The following is a 19,005-nucleotide window of genomic DNA, read 5'->3' as shown; positions in this document are numbered from 1 at the left end:
CATGACAGCGAATGTCTATCAGACAAGTCAGCGCTGTCAAGACATTCGTGAAAAATTGGGAGCGCACGCCTTGGCCGCCGACATGGTGATGGCGGTTCGGGTCGAAGGAGATACGCAGCCTGCGGCGGGGTCAGCCTGGTGCGGCAGCGGTCGATCCGCGCAATTGCAGCGTATATGGCACCTGCACGAGCTGGCCTTGGTCGAGGCCGCGCAACTGCCCGAGCAACTGCAGGGTGGCAATCCGGCCCATTTCGCGGCTGGGCTGATGCACGGTAGTGAGTGGCGGCCAGAGTTGAGTGGCCATCGGCGTGTCGTCGAAACCGCAAACCGACAGGTCACGGGGTACGGCAAGGCCGGCCGCATTGGCCGCCCACATGACTCCCGCGGCCATGTCGTCGTTGGCGGCAAAGATTGCGCTGGGGCGTTGCGGCAGGGCAAACAACTGACGCGCCGCAGCGACGCCCGAGCCGAAGGTGAATTCGCCTGGCACGATGTATTGCGGGTCGACGACCAGTCCGGCGGTGGCCAGGGCGGATTCGTAGCCGATCCGGCGCCACCGGCTGGCGCCGTGGCTGGCGATGCCGGTGATGTGACCGATGCGGCGGTGACCGAGGCCGACGAGATGGGCAACCAGCTCCGCCGCCGCGCGGGTCTCGTCCATACAGACGCCCAGCACACCTTTGCTGTGCAGCGGGCAGATGCTGGCGTGTGCCACCTTGTGCTCGCGCAGCCGGGCCAGCAGCTTGCGGCCGTCAGTGAGCGGCGGGGTCAGCACCACACCATCGATGTGATGGTCGACCACCAGCGCGTCTAGGCGGCGAATGAAGTCCTTGCCGAGCATACGCAGCGGACACGCCATCATGCTGTAGCGGTTTGTCTCGCAGGCATCGAGCACACCGTTCTGGATTTCGGCCAGGTAGGTCGAGGCGGGGTTGTTGCTGTTGTCGTAGAGCATCGCGATCAGGAGCGATCGGTTGCCAGCCAGACCGCGTGCGGCGGGGCTGGGGCGGTAGTTCATCGACTTCATCGCCGCGAGCACCCGCTGGCGCGTGGCGGCGCTGACCGACGGCTCCTCGTTGAGCACGCGGGACACCGTCTTGGGCGAGACGCCTGTCGCCCGCGCCACATCTTCCAGCCGCACCCGCATGATGGTTCCCGTGTCCGTGTTGCGTGTCGGGACTATGCCGGTGCTCGCCCCTTCGTTACAAGCGCGGCTTACTCCCGCGACGCCACCTCGTCGATGTGGCGCAGCAGGTCGGCCGGGTCTTCGTAGACGCGGAAGGCGCCGGCGCGTTCGAGCTCGCTGGCGCCGTAGCCGCCGGAGAGCAGGCCGATGCCAAGGGCGCGGGCGCGCTGGGCGGCGAGCATGTCCCACACGCTGTCGCCCACGACCAGGGCGCGCTGGATGTCGAAGCCGAGGCGCGCGGCGGCGGCGAGGAACAGGTCGGGATCGGGTTTGGCGTGGCGCACGCCGTCGCGGGTCACCACCGGCACCTTGTCCGGGTCGACGCCGAGCGCTTCGAGGTTGTGGATGGCGGTGCGCAACTGGCCGCTGGTGGCGATCGCCCATGGGATGTTGCGCTCGGTGAGCTTGGCCAGCAGTTCGCGCGCGCCGGGCAGGGGTTTCACCGCGCCCTGCGCGTGCAGGCGGTTGAACGCGGCGGCATGCGCCTCGTACAGCCGCGCGCGTTGCGCGTCGTCGATGGTCTGCCCGGTTTCGCCGGCCAGCACGTGGGTGAACAGGCCGCCGCTCATGCCGACGCGGCGGTGGATGCGCCACACCGACAGGTTCACGCCTTCGGCGTCGAGCGCTTCCTTCCACGCCAGCACGTGCTGGTAGACGCTGTCGACCAGCGTGCCGTCGAGGTCGAACAAAAAGGCGGTGTCGCGGCGTGGCATGGTGGTTCCTCGCAAAGGTGAGGCGGGCATCGTGGCGTAGCTGCCGTGATGCCCGCGCAAGCGATCAGGCCGCGGGTTTCAGACTGCAGCCTGCATTGCGCAGCGCGATGGCGGCGGCACCGAGCAGGCCGGGTTCGGGGTGCACGATGGCGAGCGTGGGCACGCGCTCCATGGTTTCGCGGAACCGGCCCTTGGCCTCGAAGCGCTCGCGGAAACCGCCGCGGTGCAGCCACGGCAGGAGGAACGGCAGCACGCCGCCGGTGAGGTAGACGCCGTCCCAGCCGCCGAGCGAGAGCACCAGATCCCCGGCGACGCTGCCAAAGATGCCGGCCAGGGTTTCCACCGTGCGCACGCACAAGGGATCGCTGCCGGCTTCGGCGCGCGCGGTGATGTCGGGGGGGGTGTAGTCCTCCGCGGGCTGGCCGGCGATGTCGGCCAATGCAAGGTAGAGATTCACCAGCCCGTTGCCGCAGATCATGCGCTCGTTCGATACCCGGCCGAAACGCGCGTTCAAGCGGTGCAGGATCTCCACGTCCTCGGCGGTGTGCGCGGCGAAACCGGCATGCCCGCCCTCGCTTTCCAGCACGATCCAGCGCTCGTCGCGCCACAGCAGGCCAGCCACGCCGAGCCCGGTACCGGGGCCCATCACCACGAAGGTCTGCGGTCGCGGGACGCACAGTTGCGGAGCCGGCACGGGGCCGACCGGCGTCAGCGCCGCCGGCGTCAACAGTGGCACCGACATGCTTTGTGCGGCGAAATCGTTGACCAGTTGCACGGCGGTCATGCCGAGCCTGGCGCGCAGCACCTGGGCCGAGATCGCCCACGGGTTGTTGGTGACCTTCACCGTTTCCCCGCCGGCGATGCGCCCGGCGGCGGCGATGACCGCCTGCGTGGCCTTGCCGCCGGTATCGGCGAAATACTGCTGCGCGGCGGCGTCGAGCGAGGGGAATTCGGTGACCCGGTAACGGCGGATGCTGTCCATCACCAGCGGCGTCGCCACGTTGGGGCCGGCAATTGCAAAACGCACATTGGTGCCGCCCAGATCGGCAAGCAGGGTGGCGGAAGTCGCGTGGGGCATGGGGTGTGGGCAGGTCGGGGAAACGCCTACGATGCATCGCAACACGGGTGCGCGTCCAGTCTGCAGCGCGCAGCGGCCCGGTTTCAGCCGGTCGGCTCGATCATGCACGCCGGCAATGCCACCGGCAGACGCTCGGCCAGCGGCGTCGGCAAAGCCGCAGGCAGAGTCAGTGGCGCGGATGGGCTACGGCATGCCGTCCCGGGCAGTCGGCACCGTGCTCTTCAGCCGCTGCCGACCGCACAAGGGCGGGAAGGCATGCGTCGTCCGGGCTTCCCCCGACCCGCATCGGGATGCGGGCGCGGCGCAACACGATGCGGGATACGGCACAGCGTGTCGCGACCCCCTCAAGCCTGCCGGCGATGGGTCGCAGTGGACTTGCCTTGCGCCGCCAGCGCCGCCAGCAGCGTTTGGCCGTCTGGACTGCCGAGCCCGGTGCAGGCATCCCAGCCTTTGCCGGCGGCATAGGCGCCATTGTTGCCGCGGGTCACGTCGTGGAAGGCCGCTTCGCCGATCTGGTAGAACGCGGTGTGCGGATTGCCCACGGCGCGCCCCAGCGACTGGTTGCAGCGCGCCAGCAGGGCGGCCCATAGCGGCGCCACGGCGCTGGTGCCGCCGATCACCGTGTCCTGGCCGTCCACCCGCACCCGATAGCCGGTGAGCGGGTCGGCATCGCCCGCCACGTCGGGTACGCCGCGGCCGGCGAAACCGTTCGGCGCCTTCGGCACCTTGCTGTCCTGCTGCCAGCTCGGCAGCACGTAGTCCGTGCTGACCCCGCCGCCGGTGGCGCCTTCATTCGCCGCGGTTTCGTTCCACACCACCTCGCTGGTGATCGCACTGGCGCTGGCGCTCAGCGTGGTGCCGCCGCAGGCCAGCGCGTACGGACTGGAAGACGGGAAATCCACATGTGGCTGGCCGTCGCTCTCGCCGTCGCTCGCACCGCTGTCGCCCGCGGCGGCGGTCACCGTGACGCCGAGCGCCGCGGCATCCGCCAGTGCACTTTGCATCGCGGTGAGCGCGGACGCGCTCCAAGTGTCCTCGGGGCCGCCCCAACTGATCGAGATGATGGACGGCTTGCGCTTGGCATCGTGCGCGGCCTGCGAGATCGCCTCGTAGAACCCCTGGTCGGTGTTTGGCGCAAAGTACACCGCGATCGCCGCGCCCGGCGCCAGCGCGCCGACCATCTCGATGTCCAGCATCACCTCCGCATCGGCCTGGCCACCGGGACGATTCTTGCCGCCGGCCACCGATACCGCGGTCACCGCGGGCGGCTTGGCGATGCCCAGTGCGGCAAAGTACGTGGCAAGGTCGGTCTTGCGGAAACCGCCGCCGAGCTCGATCAACGCCACGCCTTGGCCGCTGCCGTCGGTATTGGCGGGGAAACGGTAGAGCTGCCCCACCTGCGGCGGCGTGTAGGTCTGGTTCGGCGTCGCCCGCGCCTTGCGGAAATGCGGCTTTGCCACCGGGCGGCGATCCAGCCCCAGCACCGCGAGCACGGCTGGCGCGATGTTGTGCGGCAGGCTGGGCGCGCGATCGCAACACACCACGTAGCGGCGCACGCCGGGGAGCCGGTAGCGGCCCAGTTGCACGCCGAACGCGCGCTGCATCGCATCCAGCGAACCGCGCAGATGCAGTACGCGCCGCTGCGGTTCGCAGCCGGTTTCCACCAGCCCGTGCACCTGCGCATAGCCGCGCACGCGCTCGATGTCGGCCGGATCGGCGCCGCAGTGCAGACCGAATTCAGCGCGTGACCAGCGTGGGGCTTGCGGCCATGCCGCGGGCGCCGGTGCTGGCCCCCTGCGGCGCAACACCACGGTGACGTCGAACGGGATGTGGGTGCTGTGCGGGCCAAGGTAACGTGCCCCGACAGGGAGCGGATGATCGGCGTGGATGGCTTGGCGTGGGGAGATGCTCATGGCGATTCCTCGCAGGGGACGCGGTCACCGTGCACTGCGCAATGTAGGCATCGCGTGGGTTTGGTGTTGGCGCTTTGTTGTACCGCTGTCGCCGTGAACGGCGATGCACCGCGTTAAAATGCGCGAATTGCAACGTGAGATTCCGCCATGAGCTTTCCTGCCACCCGCATGCGCCGCATGCGCCACGATGCGTTTTCCCGCGCGCTGATGCGCGAGCACACGCTGCTGCCGAGCGACCTCATCATGGTGGCGTTCGTGATCGAGGGTCAGGCGCAGCGCGAGCCGGTGCCGTCGATGCCGGGCGTGAGCCGGCTGTCGATCGACGAGCTGCTGAAGCTGGCCGGTGAATGCGTGCGGCTGGGCATCCCGGCGCTGGCACTGTTTCCCTCGCCAGGCGATGCGGTGAAGTCGCTGGATGCGCGCGAGGCGTGGAACCCGGACAACCTCATGCATCGCGCCACCCGCGCGCTGAAGGCGAAATACCCCGAGCTCGGCCTGATCGGCGACGTCGCGCTCGACCCGTACACCACGCACGGCCAGGACGGCCTGATCGACGCCGCCGGCTACGTGATGAACGAGCCGACGGTGGAGGCGCTGGTGAAGATGTCCTTGGCGCAGGCCGATGCGGGCATGGACATCGTCGCCCCCTCGGACATGATGGACGGCCGCATCGGCACCATCCGCGACGCGCTGGAAAAAGCCGGCCACATCCACACCCGCATCCTCGCCTACTCGGCGAAGTACGCGTCGAGCTTCTACGGCCCGTTCCGCGACGCGGTGGGTTCCTCCGCCAGCCTCGGCAAGGGCAACAAGCACACCTACCAGATGGACATCGGCAACTCCGACGAGGCGCTGCACGAGGTCGAGCTGGACATCGACGAAGGCGCCGACATGGTGATGGTGAAGCCGGGCCTGCCCTACCTCGACGTGCTGCGCCGGGTGAAGGACACCTTCGGCGTGCCCACTTTCGTGTATCAGGTGAGTGGCGAATACGCGATGCTGAAAGCCGCGTCGCAGAACGGCTGGCTCGATGAGAAGGCGGTGGTGCTCGAAGCCCTCACCGCGATGAAGCGCGCCGGCGCCGACGCGATCCTCAGCTATTACGCGATTCAGGCCGCGCGCTGGTTGCGCGGGGAATAGGCGCGCCGACTGTCGGTGGAAATCCATGGCCGTGCCAGCGGAGCGCCCGTTGCGCAGGACATGCTGGCTGCCGTCATTGTCCGACGACGAAGGGGCGCCATGAAGCTGTGGATCGTGGCGCTGACTCTGCTGCTGGCCGGCATCAGCCTGCGGGTGGATGCCGGAACGTGGCAGCCCGCTGCCGGCCATGTGCAGGTGCCGCTGTGGCCCGGCACGCCACCGGATGCGCAGCCGATGCCGGGGCCGGAATCCGCAACGCTGCGCACGGAGCACCTGATCGCCGGCCGCCCGTGGCTGGCCGTGAGCAACGTCGGCCAGCCCACGCTGACGGTCTACGCGCCCGGCGAAAAGAACACGGGTACCGCGGTCGTGGTGTTCCCGGGTGGCGGCTTCCAGGTGCTGGCCATCGACCTCGAAGGCACCGAGGTCTGCGCCTGGCTTACCTCTCAGGGCATCACCTGCGTGCTGCTGAAGTACCGCGTGCCGAGCGCGCCCTATGACTGGCGCCGCCGGACCTACCCCGATGACTTTGCGTTGCCGCAGCCCGCGCTGCAGGACGCCCAACGCGCGATCCGCCTCGTGCGTTTTCATGCCGCACGGTGGCATGTCGACCCGCACCACGTCGGCGTGATCGGCTTTTCGGCTGGCGGTTATCTCGCGGCCGAAACCAGCACGCAGTTCAAGCGCGAGTCCTACCCGCCAGTCGATGCCGCCGACCGCGAAAGCGACCGCCCGGATTTCGTGCTGGCGATCTACCCCGGACACCTGGCATTCGACGATGGCAAGCTCAATCCCAATGTGCCGGTGACGCGCGACACCCCGCCCACCTTCCTGGTGCAGGCGGAGGACGACCACACCGATGGCGTCAGCCAGTCACTGGTCTATGCCGCCGCGTTGGCGAAAGCGCACGTGCCGGCCGAATTGCACATCTACGCGCACGGCGGCCATGCGTTCGGCCTGCGCCCCACCGCGGCGCCGATCACGCATTGGCCGGCGCTGGCCGCCACTTGGTTGCGCACGATCGGCGCGTTGCCGAAATAGGCGTCAGTGGTTGCGTGCGGGGGCGGTCAGCCGGATTTCGTACAACCACGGCCAGCATTTGCCGGTGACGAAGATGCGGTCGTGTTTGGCGTCGTAGGCGATGCCGTTCAGCACATTGTTGAGCGGGTCGGCCAGTGTGCTGGCGGGCGGCACCAGCCCGGCCAGTTCGATCCAGCCGACCACCTTGCCGCTGGCCGGATCGATGCGCGCGATGCGCGTGGTGAGCCACACGTTGGCCCAGATCTCGCCCTTCACCCATTCCAGCTCGTTGATGTTCCGCAGCGGCTCGCCGGCCACGGTGACCGCGATGCTGCCGGTCTGCCGGAGCGTTTCCGGGTCGAGGATGCGGATGGTCGGCGTGCCGTCGCTCATGTAGAGGCGTTGGCCATCGCTGGTCAGCGCCCAGCCTTCGCCCGGGTAACCGAACTTGGCGTAGGGCTCAAGCGTTGCCAGGTGGTAGAGGAAACCCTCCTGGTTCTTCCACGTGAGCTGGATCAGCCGATCCTTCCAGTTCGCGATGCCCTCGCCGTAATCCGGCCATGGCGTCGGCGCGGATTGCAGCACCTTGCCGGTCGCGAGTTCGACCTTGCGCACGCCGGAGCTGCCGACCTGCCCGGTGCTCTCGTAAAGGAATCCGTCGCGGTACAGCAGGCCTTCGGTGTATGCCTTCACGTCGTGCGGGTAGCGGTGCACCACGTGGTAGCCGTACACCGGTATGGCGGCGTGCGCGGCCACCGGCGCCAGCGGTGCGAACAGGACGAAGGCGAACAGTGCGGCGAAGGTTTTCATGCGCGGATGATCCCACGCGGCCGCGACGCGCGTTCGCATCGCCGATGAACGCGCCCGTGGAATAATCGGCCAGCGTCGTTGCGGGAGCGTCCGTGGACAGTCAGCATTTTCTCCAGCTTGCGGTGGTGTTCTTGCTGGCCACGGTGATCGCCGTGCCGCTCACCAAGCGCTTCCGGCTCGGTTCGGTGCTGGGCTATCTGCTGGCCGGCGTGGCGATCGGGCCGCAGGTGCTGGGACTGGTGGGCGATACGCGAGGGGTGGCGGCTGCGTCCGAGTTCGGCGTGGTGCTGATGCTGTTCGTGATCGGCCTGGGGCTGTCGCCGCGGCGCTTGTGGGTGATGCGGCGGGCGGTGTTTGGCACTGGCTTGCTGCAGGTGCTGGCCACCAGCGGCGTGATCGGTGTGCTCGGCTGGTGGGCGTTCGGCCTGCGGCCCGGTGCGGCGGTGATCGTCGGCGGTGGGCTGGCGCTGTCGTCGACCGCGTTCGGCCTGCAGATCCTGGCCGAGCGCAAGCAGGCGAACAGCGCCTATGGCCGGCAGGCGTTCGCGATTTTGCTGTTTCAGGATCTGGCCGCGATCCCGCTGATTGCCGCGGTGACGGTGCTGGCGCATAGCACGGCGGGACACGGCTTCGATCTTGCCGGCACGCTGCGTGCGATCGCCGTGGTTGGCGTGGTGATGGTCGGCGGGCGCTATCTGTTGCGGCCGTTGTTCCGCTTCGTGGCCAAGGCCGACACGGTCGAGGTGTCCACCGCCACTGCGCTGCTGGTGGTGACCGGGGTGACGCTGCTGATGGACCTGACCGGCATGTCGGCCACGCTCGGCGCGTTCCTCGCCGGCGTGCTGTTGGCTGATTCGGAATACCGGCACGAGGTCGAGTCGCACATCGAGCCGTTCAAGGGGCTGCTGCTCGGTCTGTTTTTCGTCAGCGTCGGGATGTCGATGGACGTGTCGCTGCTGCTGCATGCGCCGCTCGTGGTCGCCGGCCTGGTGGCGGCCCTGCTGGTGGTGAAGGGCCTGGTGCTGTGGCCGCTTGGCCGTTACCTGGCCGGGCTCGGGCGCGCCGATGCGCTGCGTCTGGCGGCGCTGCTCGCCTGCGGCGGCGAGTTCGCATTCGTGGTGCTGGGCGAAGCGGCGACGCGCCACCTCATCACCGTTCCGCAGCGCGACCTGCTGGTGCTGGCGATCAGCCTGTCGATGGCGCTGACGCCGCTGCTGGTCATCGGCGCCGCGCGACTGCTCGGTGCCGGTCACGCGGATGCCCCGGTGCGCAGCGCCGACCCGGCCGTGGTGCAGCCACCGCGGGTGATCGTGGCCGGCTACGGGCGCATGGGGCAGATCGTGGCGCGCGTGCTGCGCGCGCAGGGCGTGCCATTCGTCGCGCTCGACCATTCGGCCGAACAGATGGATCGCGTGCGCCATTTTGGCCAATGGGGCGATACCTTTTATGGCGACGTCACCCGCCCCGATTTGCTGCGTGCGGTGCACGCCGGCAAGGCCGAGGTGTTCGTGCTGGCGATCGACGATGCGGAAACCAGCCTGCAGGTGGCGCGCATGGTGCACCGGGTGTACCCGGGCCTGAAGATCCTGGCGCGCGCCCGCAACCGCCAGCATGTGTGGCGGCTGATGGATTTGGGTGTGGACGAGCCGGTGCGCGAAACGCTGTATTCCAGCCTGAAACTCACCGAACAGGTGCTGCTGGCGCTCGGTCTGCCGGCCGCCTATGCCGCCGGCCAGGTGGAGCGCTTTCGCGTGCACGACGCCGAGCTGCTCAAGGCGCAATACGTCGTTTACGACGACGAGGCCAAGCTGGTGGAAACCACCCGCGAGGCACAGGTGGAACTCGATCGCCTGTTCGAAGCCGATGCCGAGGTGCCTGCGGCGGCCGTTGGCAAACCCGGGAGCCCGTGAAAAAACGGCGCTTGCCGCGGCCTTCCGCGCTGCGTGGCCAGGGCGGACACGCGGTCACCGAATGCCCTGATTGGTGTGCCACGCCGATGACGTCGGAGGGCTTGGTGCCCTCCAGCGTTCGGGGTTTCCGTCAGCGTGAACGGGCTCTGCGCGAGGCGGCCGCTATTCTTCCGCGCGCGTGCGCAGGGTCTGGCGCACGCTGGGGATGGGGCTGCCGTGGCGCGTGCCGAGTTCCAGCGCGATGTCGATGTAGCCGAGCTGGTTCGCGACATCGGCCGCGGTGCGCCCGAGGCCGTCGACGGCGGCGCGATCGGCGCCGCGCGAGAGCAGCACGCGGGCAGGTGCGAGCAGCGCGTGCATGGCGCAGGCGTGCAGGGCGGTGAGGCCGTGTGTATCGGCGCGGGTGGCGTCGGCGCCGGCTTCGAGCAGCACCGGTACCAGCGCACCCAGGTGGGTGGCGTCGCAATCCTTCAGCGGGTGCATGTGGGCACCCAGCAGCAGCATCAACGCGGTCTTGCCGTCGTGGTCGGCCCGGTCGACGCTGGCGCCATGCCTGAGCAGGGTGTCGAACAACCGGCGTGCGCGCAGGCTGTCGTTGTGGCGGAAGCTGTATTGCGCGGCGGCGTGCAGGGCGCTGTGGCCGTCCGCGTCGGTGGCGTTGACGTCGGCGCCCGCCGTGAGCAGAGCATCGACCAGCGCCGGGTGGCCGAGCGCGGCGGCGACCATCAGCGCGGTGCCCTGGTTCGGCAGCCGCTGGTCCACGCTGACGCCGCGGTCGAGCAGCAGGTGTGTGGTGGTTTCCCGCTGACCGGCCACGGCGGAGGCGAGCGGCGTCATGCCGTTGGTAGCTGCGTGCTCGGGGTTCGCCCCGGCATCGAGCAGCACTTCGGCCACGTCGCGGTGGCCGGCGCCGCAGGCATGCAGCAGCGCGGTGGCGCCGAAGGCGTCGACGGCATCCACCGGGAAATCCAGCTCCAGCAGGCGCTGCACGGCAGCCAGGGCACCGTCGCGCGCCGCGGTCGGCAGGTCGTCGGCGCGCAGCGGGCGGTGCGGACGCGCCCACGCGCCCCAATCCAGCCAGTGCTCGATCTGCGGGTGCTCAAAGGCGAGGCCGAGCGGCGTCTCGCCGTTGGCGTCGGCAGCTTCGGCGTCGGCGCCGGCGGCAATCAGCGCGCGGACCAGCGGCAGCGCGGCAGCGCCCTGCTCAAGCGCGGCGAACAGCGGCGTGCGGCCGTCGCGGTCGCGGGCGTCGGGGTTGCAGCCGCGGGCGAGCAAGGCTTTGACCAGTTCACTCTGGCCGTAGGCCGCGGCGAGTTGCAGCGGCGTGCGCTCGCGCTGGTCGGTGCCAAACGGGTCAGCACCGGCGTCCAGCAGGGCCAGTGGCAGGCGCGCGTCCGGCGTGCTGCCAAGGCGCTGCACGGCCTGGGCGAGCAGGCCGGCGCCGGCGGGTGTCGCGCCGGCCTGCAGCAATTCGGTGACGGCATCGGCCGCCGCAGGCAACTGCAGCAGCAGTGCGTCGAACAGCCGCCGGCCAAGCGGCTGCCAGTGGGTCTCGCCATCGCCAGCTTCGTCCGCCTGCTGGGCGAGCAGGCGCGCCTCCGGGTCGAGGCCGTGCGCCAGGAGCCAATGGCGCGCCTGGCGTTGCTCCGGCTGGGCCAGTTCCAGGTAGAGCTGGGCGAGCTGCGCCTGTGGCCACGTCGGTGCGCGCTCGCCAAAACCGGCCACCACCGTCCAGTTGCCAAAGCGCAGGGCATCAAGCAGGTGGGTCGGCGTGTCGGCGCCGGGCGCCAGCGTGCCTGCGCCGAGGCTGGTGGGCAGCGGGGTATCCGGATCGAGCAGCGCAACGAGATCCCAGCGGCCGGCGGCGGCGGCGTAATCCAGCGCGCTGCGGCCGTCGCTGCCGGGTGCCTTGGGCTCGGCGCCGAGCGCCAGCAACGCGCGCACGGTGTCCGCGTGGGCGCGCGACGACTGGCAGGCAAGCGTGAGCGCGTCGCGCCCATGGCGGTCGCGCACGCGGGCGTCTGGCTGCGCCTCGGCCAGCCGCTGCACGATGCCGACTGCACCGGCGCGCGCGGCTTCCATCAGGGCGGTGCTGCCGTTGCGGTCGGCGAGCGTGATATCGGCGCCGGCGGCACACAACGTGCGGGCGATCAGCTCGTGGCCCTCGGCGGCGGCGGCGATCAGCGCGCTGCGGTGGCCGGCGTCCACCGCGTTGATGGCGACGCGGTGTTTCAGCAAAAGTTGCACGCCGGCGACGTCGTCGTCGGTGATGCCGGCGGCGGCGACCAGCGCCGGGGTGCCGCCGGCCGGCGCCGGCTTGGCGCCGCGTTCGAGCAGAAACTTCACCAGCGGCCAGTTGGCGGCCGCACACGCGATGCTGAGCGCACTGGCGCCGGACTGGTCGAGGGCGTTGATCGGCGTGCCGGCGTCGAGCAGCATCGCCGCCACGATCGGCTCCTCGCTCAGTACCGCGCCGTGCAGCGCGGTGCGCTGGTCGAGGTCGGTCACCAGCGGGTTGGCACCGTTGGCGAGCAACGTCATCACCGCATCGGCGCGGCCATGCCAGCTGTCGCGCGTGGCCGCGAGCAGTGGCGTCAACCCGCCGCTGGCCTGGTTGACGTCGGCGCCGTGGGCGATCAGCGCGCGCAAGAGGCGGGGGTCCGGCAGCAGGGCAGCGAGCATCAGCACGGGGCGCTGGTCGCGGTCGCTGGCGGGTGGTGTGGTGGCTGGATCGGCGCCGGCTTCAACCAGCGCCAGCGCCCGCTCGATATCACCTTCGCGCGTGGCGGCAAGCAGTGCGGTGGCCTGCTCGGCGGTGCCGGCGGTGCTTTCGGCCGCGGTCAGCGGCGGTGGCGGCAGGTCGGGGATCGGCGAGGGGACAGACGGATTGGCGGCTTCGGCCGTGCGTGGCCGCTGGCGGTCGCGCTGCGCGCACAACATGGCGTGCAGCGTGCGGTTGGCCAGCACCAGGCAGCCCAGCGGCAGCACCAGCAAGCCGTACACCGCCAGCAGTGCGGTGCGGATTTCGGGCGGCAGCATGCCGTACAGGCCGCTGAGCGCGATCGCGCTCCAGGTCAGCACCAGCAACGCCAGCGCGGCCGGCAGGAAGTGGCTGAAGAAACGCTCCTCGCGGGCGAGATAGCGGCCAAACATCAGGCTGCGCAACGTGGCGGTGAAGATCCACGAACCGTCGTGCCGCGCGGGATAGGCATCATCCCAGACGTAAACCAGGCCGAACGCCGGCCACGGGCGCCACAGCGCGGCCAGCGCCAGCACCAGCGTGGCGACCAGCGCCAGCGTGGCGGAGAGGCTGTGCGACTGGTTCAGCGCCAGCATCGGCCAGGCGACCAGGGCAAACACGATCACCGCGTACAGCGTGAACATCACCAGATGCGCCGTACCGCGGCGAAGCACGGTGCGCCTGAAACTGAACTCGGGGTCGAAGCCGATGGCGTGGCATACCGCCGCCATCACCAGGGTGTTGGCGAGCAGCAACGGGATCAGAGTGAGCGGATGTGCCACCACGCCAGCCAACGCGACCATGGCCCAACCGGGCAGGAACCACGCGAGGGAGGGCAGCAGCGGCGGGCGTCGACGTAATTTCGGTTGAGTCATCGGCACAGTATAGGAATCGTCGCCAAACGGGACGGTAACCTCGTGTTAACCCGTCATCGCGGCGGTCAGTGCGTCGACGTGGCGCCGCCGATGGCGGCTGCTTCCTCGACCGGCAATTGCAGATGCCAGCCGCGTTCGGTCAGGTGCGAAAGGATTTGCCCGGCGTCGTCGCGCGGCAGTCGGCGTTCGGCGTCGAGTGCCACTTCCAGTGCAAAGCGCAGCTCGCCGAGCATGTCGTGCAGGGTTTTCGGCAGCAACTCGAAACCGTCGCGACGCGACAGCCAAACGTAGGTATCCGGCTTGCGCCGGCTCGCGTAGACGAAACATTGCATGGGCGACATCCGGTAGCGACGGGATGGGCCGTGACGGGATGGCACGGTGCAGCGAGCTTGCTGCACGGGCACTTGCAAGCACACGGTCAAAAAGGCACAGTGCGGGCACGTATGTTAAACGTGTGTATGAAAATTGTTCGTTTTGGTAACGCCGTGCGAGTCAACTGTCATGCATTTCAGGAGCCTGTGATGTCCAAGTCATTCCGTTCCCTTCCGAACGTCGCCCGCCCGCTGGCGCTGGCTGCGCTCAGCCTGGCCATTGCGGGCGCCCTGGTGCCGAACGCCGCCAACGCCAGCGCGTTCCAGCTCAAGGAAAACAGTGCGCAGGGGTTGGGCCGGGCCTACGCCGGTTCGGTCACCGCCGGCAACGACGTGTCCGTCGTGGCCAACAACCCGGCCGCGATGAGCGAGTTGGACGGCACTTACTTCCAGGCCGATGTCACCGCCATCAACTTCAGCGCCAAGTTCAAGGGCACCTCACGCGATGCTTTCGGCCACCCGATTGGCGGCGGCAACGGCGGCGATGCCGGCACCACGCTGCCGGTGCCGGCTTTCGCGTTTGCCACCAAGGTCAGCGACCGCGTGAACCTCGGTGTCGCGTTTGATGCGCCGTTCGGCTTCCAGACCGAGTACGACAGCAACTGGATGGGCCGCTACGACGCGATCAAGACCAAACTGCAATCGCTGGATGCCACGCTGTCGGCCTCGTTCAAGATCAACGACCAGTGGAGCGTCGGCGCGAGCGCCATTGCCGAGCGCACCAGCGCCGAGCTGACCAACGCGATCAACTTCAACGCCATCGGCGGCAAGATCATCGGCGGCATCAACGACCAGCTTGCGGCCGGTACCGCGCAGGCCACCGCCGCGGTCACCCAGATCGAGGCCGGCATGGCCGCCGGTCAGATCTCGGTGGCGCAGGGTACGGCGATGATCCAGTCGATCGTGGCGCAGGCCCAGGCGGGGGCGGCTGCGGCCGAAGCCGCCAAGGCCGGCGTTGCCGCAGCCACGCCGCCCGGCGTCGATGGCATGGCCCGGGTCAAGGGCGACAACTGGGCGTGGGGCTGGCAGATCGGCACGTTGTGGAAGCCCACCGCCAACGACCGCGTTGCGTTGGATTACCGTTCGCGCATCAGCCACGACATCGACGGCACCGCGAACTTCACCACCACGCCGGGCTACGACCTGCTGTTGGCCAACCCGCAGCTTGGTGGCAGCATTCCAGCGTTCCAGCACACCACCGGTACCGCACGGCTGACCAACCCGGCCACGGCCACGTTGAGCTACTGGCACCAGGAGGACAAGTTCGGCATTGGTGCCGACCTCGCCTGGACCCAGTGGAGCGTGATGCGCGAGCTCACCGTGAACTACGCCAACCCTTCGCAGCCTGATACCACGCTGCCGTTTGGCTGGCGCGACACCTGGTATGCCTCGGTGGGCGGCGAGTACTACGCCACCAACCAACTGACCCTGCGCGCCGGCTTTGCGCTTGACCAGGCGCCGATGAAAAACACCAACCGCGACCCGCGCGTGCCGGATGCGGCGCGCCGCATGGTTACCTTTGGCGTCGGCTACAAGGTCACCGACCACTTCAACCTCAACGCGTCCTACGCGCACATCTTCGTCAGCCATGCCGGCGTCGCCGGTGCGACCAGCGCCACCGGCGATGTGCTGACCGGCCGCTTCAGCGACTACGGCAACCTGCTCAGCTTCTCGGCGCAATACAAGCTCTGACGCTTTCCCATCGTGGCCCCTTGCCACCAAACCTCCCCGCGCAAGCGGGGAGGTTTTTTTCATCCCCGGAAACGCCACAGGGGAGCCGAAGCTCCCCTGTGATGTCGTCGCCAACCCGCGCGCGCGGGCCGCGGGCTCTTGCCATTACAAATCCCGAATCTCCAATCCCGAATCCCGGCCCTTACTCCCCGATGGTCAGCAACGACGCATTGCCGCCCGCCGCGGTGGTGTTGACGGTGAATGTGCGCTCGCCGGCGAAGCGCAGCAAATAGTGCGGGCCGCCGGCCTTGGGACCGGTGCCGGAGAGGCTTTCGCCGCCGAAGGGCTGCACGCCGACCACCGCGCCGATCTGGTTGCGGTTGACGTAGCAGTTGCCGACGCGGGCGTGGCTGCGGATGTACTCCACGGTGTCGTTGATGCGGCTGTGGATGCCGAGCGTCAGGCCATAGCCAGTGGCGTTGATCTCTTCCACCACCTTGGGCAGCTCGGTGCCGTTCCAGCGGATCACGTGCAGGATCGGGCCGAACACTTCGCGCTTGAGGGTGGCGAGGTCTTTGATCTCGTAGGCGCGCGGGGCAAAGAAGGTGCCGTGGGCGGCAACGTCGGCGTCGAGTTTCGCCTCGGTGATCTTTTTCGCCTCCCGGTCCATTCGGGCAGCATGGTCGACGAGAAGCTGCTTGGCGTCTTCGTCGATCACCGGGCCGACGTCGGTGGAGAGCTGGCCAGGGTCGCCCACTTTCAGCTCGGCCATCGCGCCGGCAAGCATGTCGATCACCTTGTCGGCGATGTCGTCCTGCACGAACAGCACGCGCGCGGCCGAGCAGCGCTGGCCAGCCGACTGGAACGCGGCGGCGACGACATCCTTGACGATCTGTTCGGGCAACGCGGACGAGTCGGCGATCATCGCGTTCTGGCCGCCAGTCTCGGCGATCAGCGCGGCGATCGGCGCATTGCGCGCGGCCAGGGTGCGGTTGATCGCCCATGCGGTGTCGGTCGAACCGGTGAAGGCGACGCCGGCCACGCGCGGATCTTTGGTGAGCGCGGCGCCGACCACCGCGCCGTCGCCCGGCAGGTATTGCAGCACGGCTTCGGGGATGCCGGCCTCGTGCAGCAGTTTGACCGCGGCAAAACCGATCAGGCTGGTCTGTTCGGCCGGCTTGGCGATCACGCTGTTGCCGGCGGCCAGCGCAGCGGAAACCTGGCCGAGGAAGATCGACAGCGGGAAGTTCCACGGGCTGATGCAGACGAACACGCCGCGGCCGTTCAAGTACAGCTGGTTGGCTTCGCCGGTGGGGCCGGGCAGTTGTTCCGGTTGGCCGAACAGGCGGCGCGCCATGGCGGCGTAGTAGCGCAGGAAATCGGCGGCCTCGCGGATCTCGGCAATCGAATCGCCCAACCCCTTGCCGGCCTCGCGCACGCACAGCGCGATGAACTCGGCGCGGCGGGATTCCAGGAGATCGGCCGCGTGTTCGAGGATGGCGGCGCGGCTGGCGGCCGGCAGGCGATCCCAGTCGCCCTGCGCGGCGACGGCGTTGGCCAGCGCCTGGTCCACCAGTGCGGCGTCGGCCGCGACGTAGCTGCCTACGGTCTGCCGACGGTCGGCCGGGTTGGTCACCGTCACCGTCGCGCCGTGGCCTTGCGCGCCCGGTACCAGGGGCTCGGCGTGCCACGGGCCGGCGTTCGCATTCACTGTGTCGGCCAGGGCCTTGAGTTCGTTGTCGTTGGAGAAGTTGATGCCCATGGAATTCTTCCGGGTGACCCAATTGGAATGCTGTGCCTGCGCCGCGTTGTCGCCGTAGAGGTTCACTGGCAGCGGGATGCGCGGGTGCGGGATGGAAGCGTAGCCGCGCACTTTCTCGCACGGGTCGGCCACCAGCTCGCGCACCGGCAGGGTTTCATCCACCACGCGGTTGACGAAGCTGGTGTTGGCACCGTTTTCGAGCAGGCGGCGCACCAGGTACGGCAACAGGTCCTCGTGCGTGCCGACCGGTGCGTACACGCGGCACGGCACGTCGAGCTTGTCCTTGCCGATCACCTCGGCGTACAGGTCGGTGCCCATGCCGTGCAGGCGCTGGAACTCGAAGGTGCGGCCGCGCGCGATGTGGTGGATGGCGGCGATGGAGTGCGCGTTGTGCGTCGCGAACTGCGGGTAGATGAGCGCGGTGCCGGCGTCGAACAGCTTGTGCGCACAGGCGAGGTAGGAGACGTCGGTGTTCGGCTTGCGCGTGTACAGCGGGTAGCCGGGCAGGCCCTGCTCCTGCGCCTTCTTGATCTCGGCATCCCAGTACGCGCCCTTGACCAGGCGCACATACCAGCGGCGGCCGGTGGTGCGTGCCATCTCGGTGACCCAGTCGATCACGAACGGGGTGCGCTTGGAGTACGCCTGCACCACGATGCCCAAGCCATTCCAACCCTCGAGCGAGGGGTGGGCGAACACCGCGCCGATGATATCCAGCGAGAGCTCGAGCCGGTCGGCCTCCTCGGCATCCACCGACAGCGCGATGCCGGCCTTCATCGCGAGCTGTGAGAGTTCCAGCAGCTTGGCGGTGAGCGCGGCGCGCGCCTCCTCGCGGCGGGCGACTTCGTAGCGCGGGTGCAGCGCCGAGAGCTTGACCGAGATCGACGGCGCCACCTCGTGGCTGGCGAACGGCCCGCGCGCGCCGATGCGCCCGATCGCGTTGCGGTAATCCTGCTGGTAGCGCTCGGCGGTTTCCGCGGTGAGTGCCGCCTCGCCAAGCATGTCGTAGGAATAGCGGTACACCGCGTATTCCTTCTTCGCGCAGCGGTCGAGCGCCTCGTCGATGGTCTGGCCCATCACGAACTGATGGCCCATGATGCGCATCGCCTGGCGCACCGCGAGGCGGACCGCCGGCTCACCGGCGCGGCCGGCCAGGCGCTTCAGGGCGCCGGTGAAGTCACGCCGGGTTTCCTCGGCCAACTGCACCAGATGACCGGTGAGCATCAGTCCCCAGGTGCTGGCGTTGACGAACAGCGACTCGCTCTGGCCGAGGTGCTTTTTCCAATCGGCATCGCCCAGCTTGTCGCGGATCAGCTTGTCGGCAGTGGCCTTGTCGGGGATGCGCAGCAGCGCCTCGGCCACGCACATCAAGAGCACGCCTTCCTCGCTGGAAAGATCGTACTGGCGCATGAAGGATTCGACCGCGCTCTGGTCTTTCACCCGGGCGCGCACCCGGGTGACGAGGCCGGCGGCAAGGTCGATCACCGCCTCGCGCTCGGTGGGCGGAAAGCTGGCCTGGGTCAAAAGGTCGTTGACCGCTTCGGTCTCGTCGCGCAGCCACGCGGCGGTAATCCGCGCGCGGGCCGGCTCGGCGCCGGTGGGGAGTTCGGGGCTGAGAATGGGCGAAGTCACGTTGGGAACTTGATGAGTGAGAGTGAACCGAAACCGGCGATTCTACGCTGCGTGCCGTACCAGTGACGGTCACTGGTAACCCGATGCCGAGACTCGCGGGCGGGTTGGCATGATTTGCCTCAAGCCCCTGCGACAATCTTGCCCATTGCATTTTCACGACCTATGATCGACCCGCTCTTGGCACGCG

The 19,005-nt window shown here is 68.8% G+C and carries 12 protein-coding genes; 4 read left to right on the top strand and 8 right to left on the bottom strand.

Translation table 11 applies throughout. From position 1 onward, the window contains the following. Positions 1-130: 130 nt before the first annotated feature. The 4 genes from AC3WP6_RS12925 to AC3WP6_RS12910 all read right to left on the bottom strand — a co-directional run bounded on the left by AC3WP6_RS12925 (position 131) and on the right by AC3WP6_RS12910 (position 4,890). Entirely contained in the window at positions 131-1,147 is a 1,017-nt protein-coding gene (locus AC3WP6_RS12925) for a LacI family DNA-binding transcriptional regulator (protein WP_492628102.1), read from the bottom strand. Positions 1,148-1,215: 68 nt separating this feature from the next. Next, positions 1,216-1,899, bottom strand: coding sequence for an HAD family hydrolase (locus tag AC3WP6_RS12920; protein WP_492628101.1), 684 nt, complete (start codon positions 1,897-1,899; stop codon positions 1,216-1,218). Between the two features lie 64 nt (positions 1,900-1,963). Next, on the bottom strand, positions 1,964-2,977 hold the full coding sequence (gene glk / locus AC3WP6_RS12915) for a glucokinase (RefSeq protein ID WP_492628100.1): 1,014 nt from the start codon (positions 2,975-2,977) through the stop codon (positions 1,964-1,966). Positions 2,978-3,321: 344 nt separating this feature from the next. Further along, positions 3,322-4,890 (bottom strand): S53 family peptidase, encoded by a 1,569-nt coding sequence (locus tag AC3WP6_RS12910; protein ID WP_492628099.1) that lies wholly within the window; start codon positions 4,888-4,890, stop codon positions 3,322-3,324. A gap of 147 nt (positions 4,891-5,037) precedes the next feature. Here AC3WP6_RS12910 and hemB point away from each other — a divergent pair, with 147 nt between their 5' ends. Together hemB and AC3WP6_RS12900 are read left to right on the top strand one after the other, a co-directional pair. Then, a complete protein-coding gene (gene hemB / locus AC3WP6_RS12905) occupies positions 5,038-6,030 on the top strand; it encodes a porphobilinogen synthase (RefSeq protein WP_492628098.1) in 993 nt (330 codons plus the stop codon). A gap of 99 nt (positions 6,031-6,129) precedes the next feature. Then, entirely contained in the window at positions 6,130-7,071 is a 942-nt protein-coding gene (locus AC3WP6_RS12900; RefSeq protein WP_492628097.1) for an alpha/beta hydrolase, read from the top strand. 3 nt (positions 7,072-7,074) lie between these two features. Here the strand turns inward: AC3WP6_RS12900 and AC3WP6_RS12895 are convergent, their stop codons facing one another. Next, entirely contained in the window at positions 7,075-7,860 is a 786-nt protein-coding gene (locus AC3WP6_RS12895) for a glutaminyl-peptide cyclotransferase (RefSeq protein WP_492628096.1), read from the bottom strand. 92 nt (positions 7,861-7,952) lie between these two features. Here AC3WP6_RS12895 and AC3WP6_RS12890 point away from each other — a divergent pair, with 92 nt between their 5' ends. Continuing rightward, the gene (locus AC3WP6_RS12890) at positions 7,953-9,770 is read left to right on the top strand and encodes a monovalent cation:proton antiporter-2 (CPA2) family protein (protein WP_492628095.1); all 1,818 of its coding nucleotides are present in this window, start codon (positions 7,953-7,955) and stop codon (positions 9,768-9,770) included. A 162-nt stretch (positions 9,771-9,932) separates the two neighbouring features. Here AC3WP6_RS12890 and AC3WP6_RS12885 read toward each other — a convergent pair whose 3' ends face one another. Both AC3WP6_RS12885 and AC3WP6_RS12880 read right to left on the bottom strand, forming a co-directional pair. Next, positions 9,933-13,385, bottom strand: a complete 3,453-nt coding sequence (locus AC3WP6_RS12885; protein ID WP_492628094.1) for an ankyrin repeat domain-containing protein — start codon at positions 13,383-13,385, stop codon at positions 9,933-9,935. 65 nt (positions 13,386-13,450) lie between these two features. Then, positions 13,451-13,717 (bottom strand): YcgL domain-containing protein, encoded by a 267-nt coding sequence (locus tag AC3WP6_RS12880; protein WP_492628093.1) that lies wholly within the window; start codon positions 13,715-13,717, stop codon positions 13,451-13,453. 189 nt (positions 13,718-13,906) lie between these two features. Here AC3WP6_RS12880 and AC3WP6_RS12875 point away from each other — a divergent pair, with 189 nt between their 5' ends. Beyond that, the gene (locus AC3WP6_RS12875) at positions 13,907-15,448 is read left to right on the top strand and encodes an OmpP1/FadL family transporter (protein WP_492628092.1); all 1,542 of its coding nucleotides are present in this window, start codon (positions 13,907-13,909) and stop codon (positions 15,446-15,448) included. 181 nt (positions 15,449-15,629) lie between these two features. On the opposite strand, the gene putA is transcribed toward AC3WP6_RS12875, so the two are convergent. After that, complete coding sequence (gene putA, locus AC3WP6_RS12870; protein ID WP_492628091.1) at positions 15,630-18,818, bottom strand: bifunctional proline dehydrogenase/L-glutamate gamma-semialdehyde dehydrogenase PutA; 3,189 nt, start codon at positions 18,816-18,818, stop codon at positions 15,630-15,632. Positions 18,819-19,005 lie beyond the last annotated feature (187 nt).

The organism is Rhodanobacter sp. FW106-HT46G03 (assembly GCF_058789895.1).
Note: the sequence above shows the minus strand (reverse complement) of the source record. Positions and strands in the feature narration are given on the sequence as shown.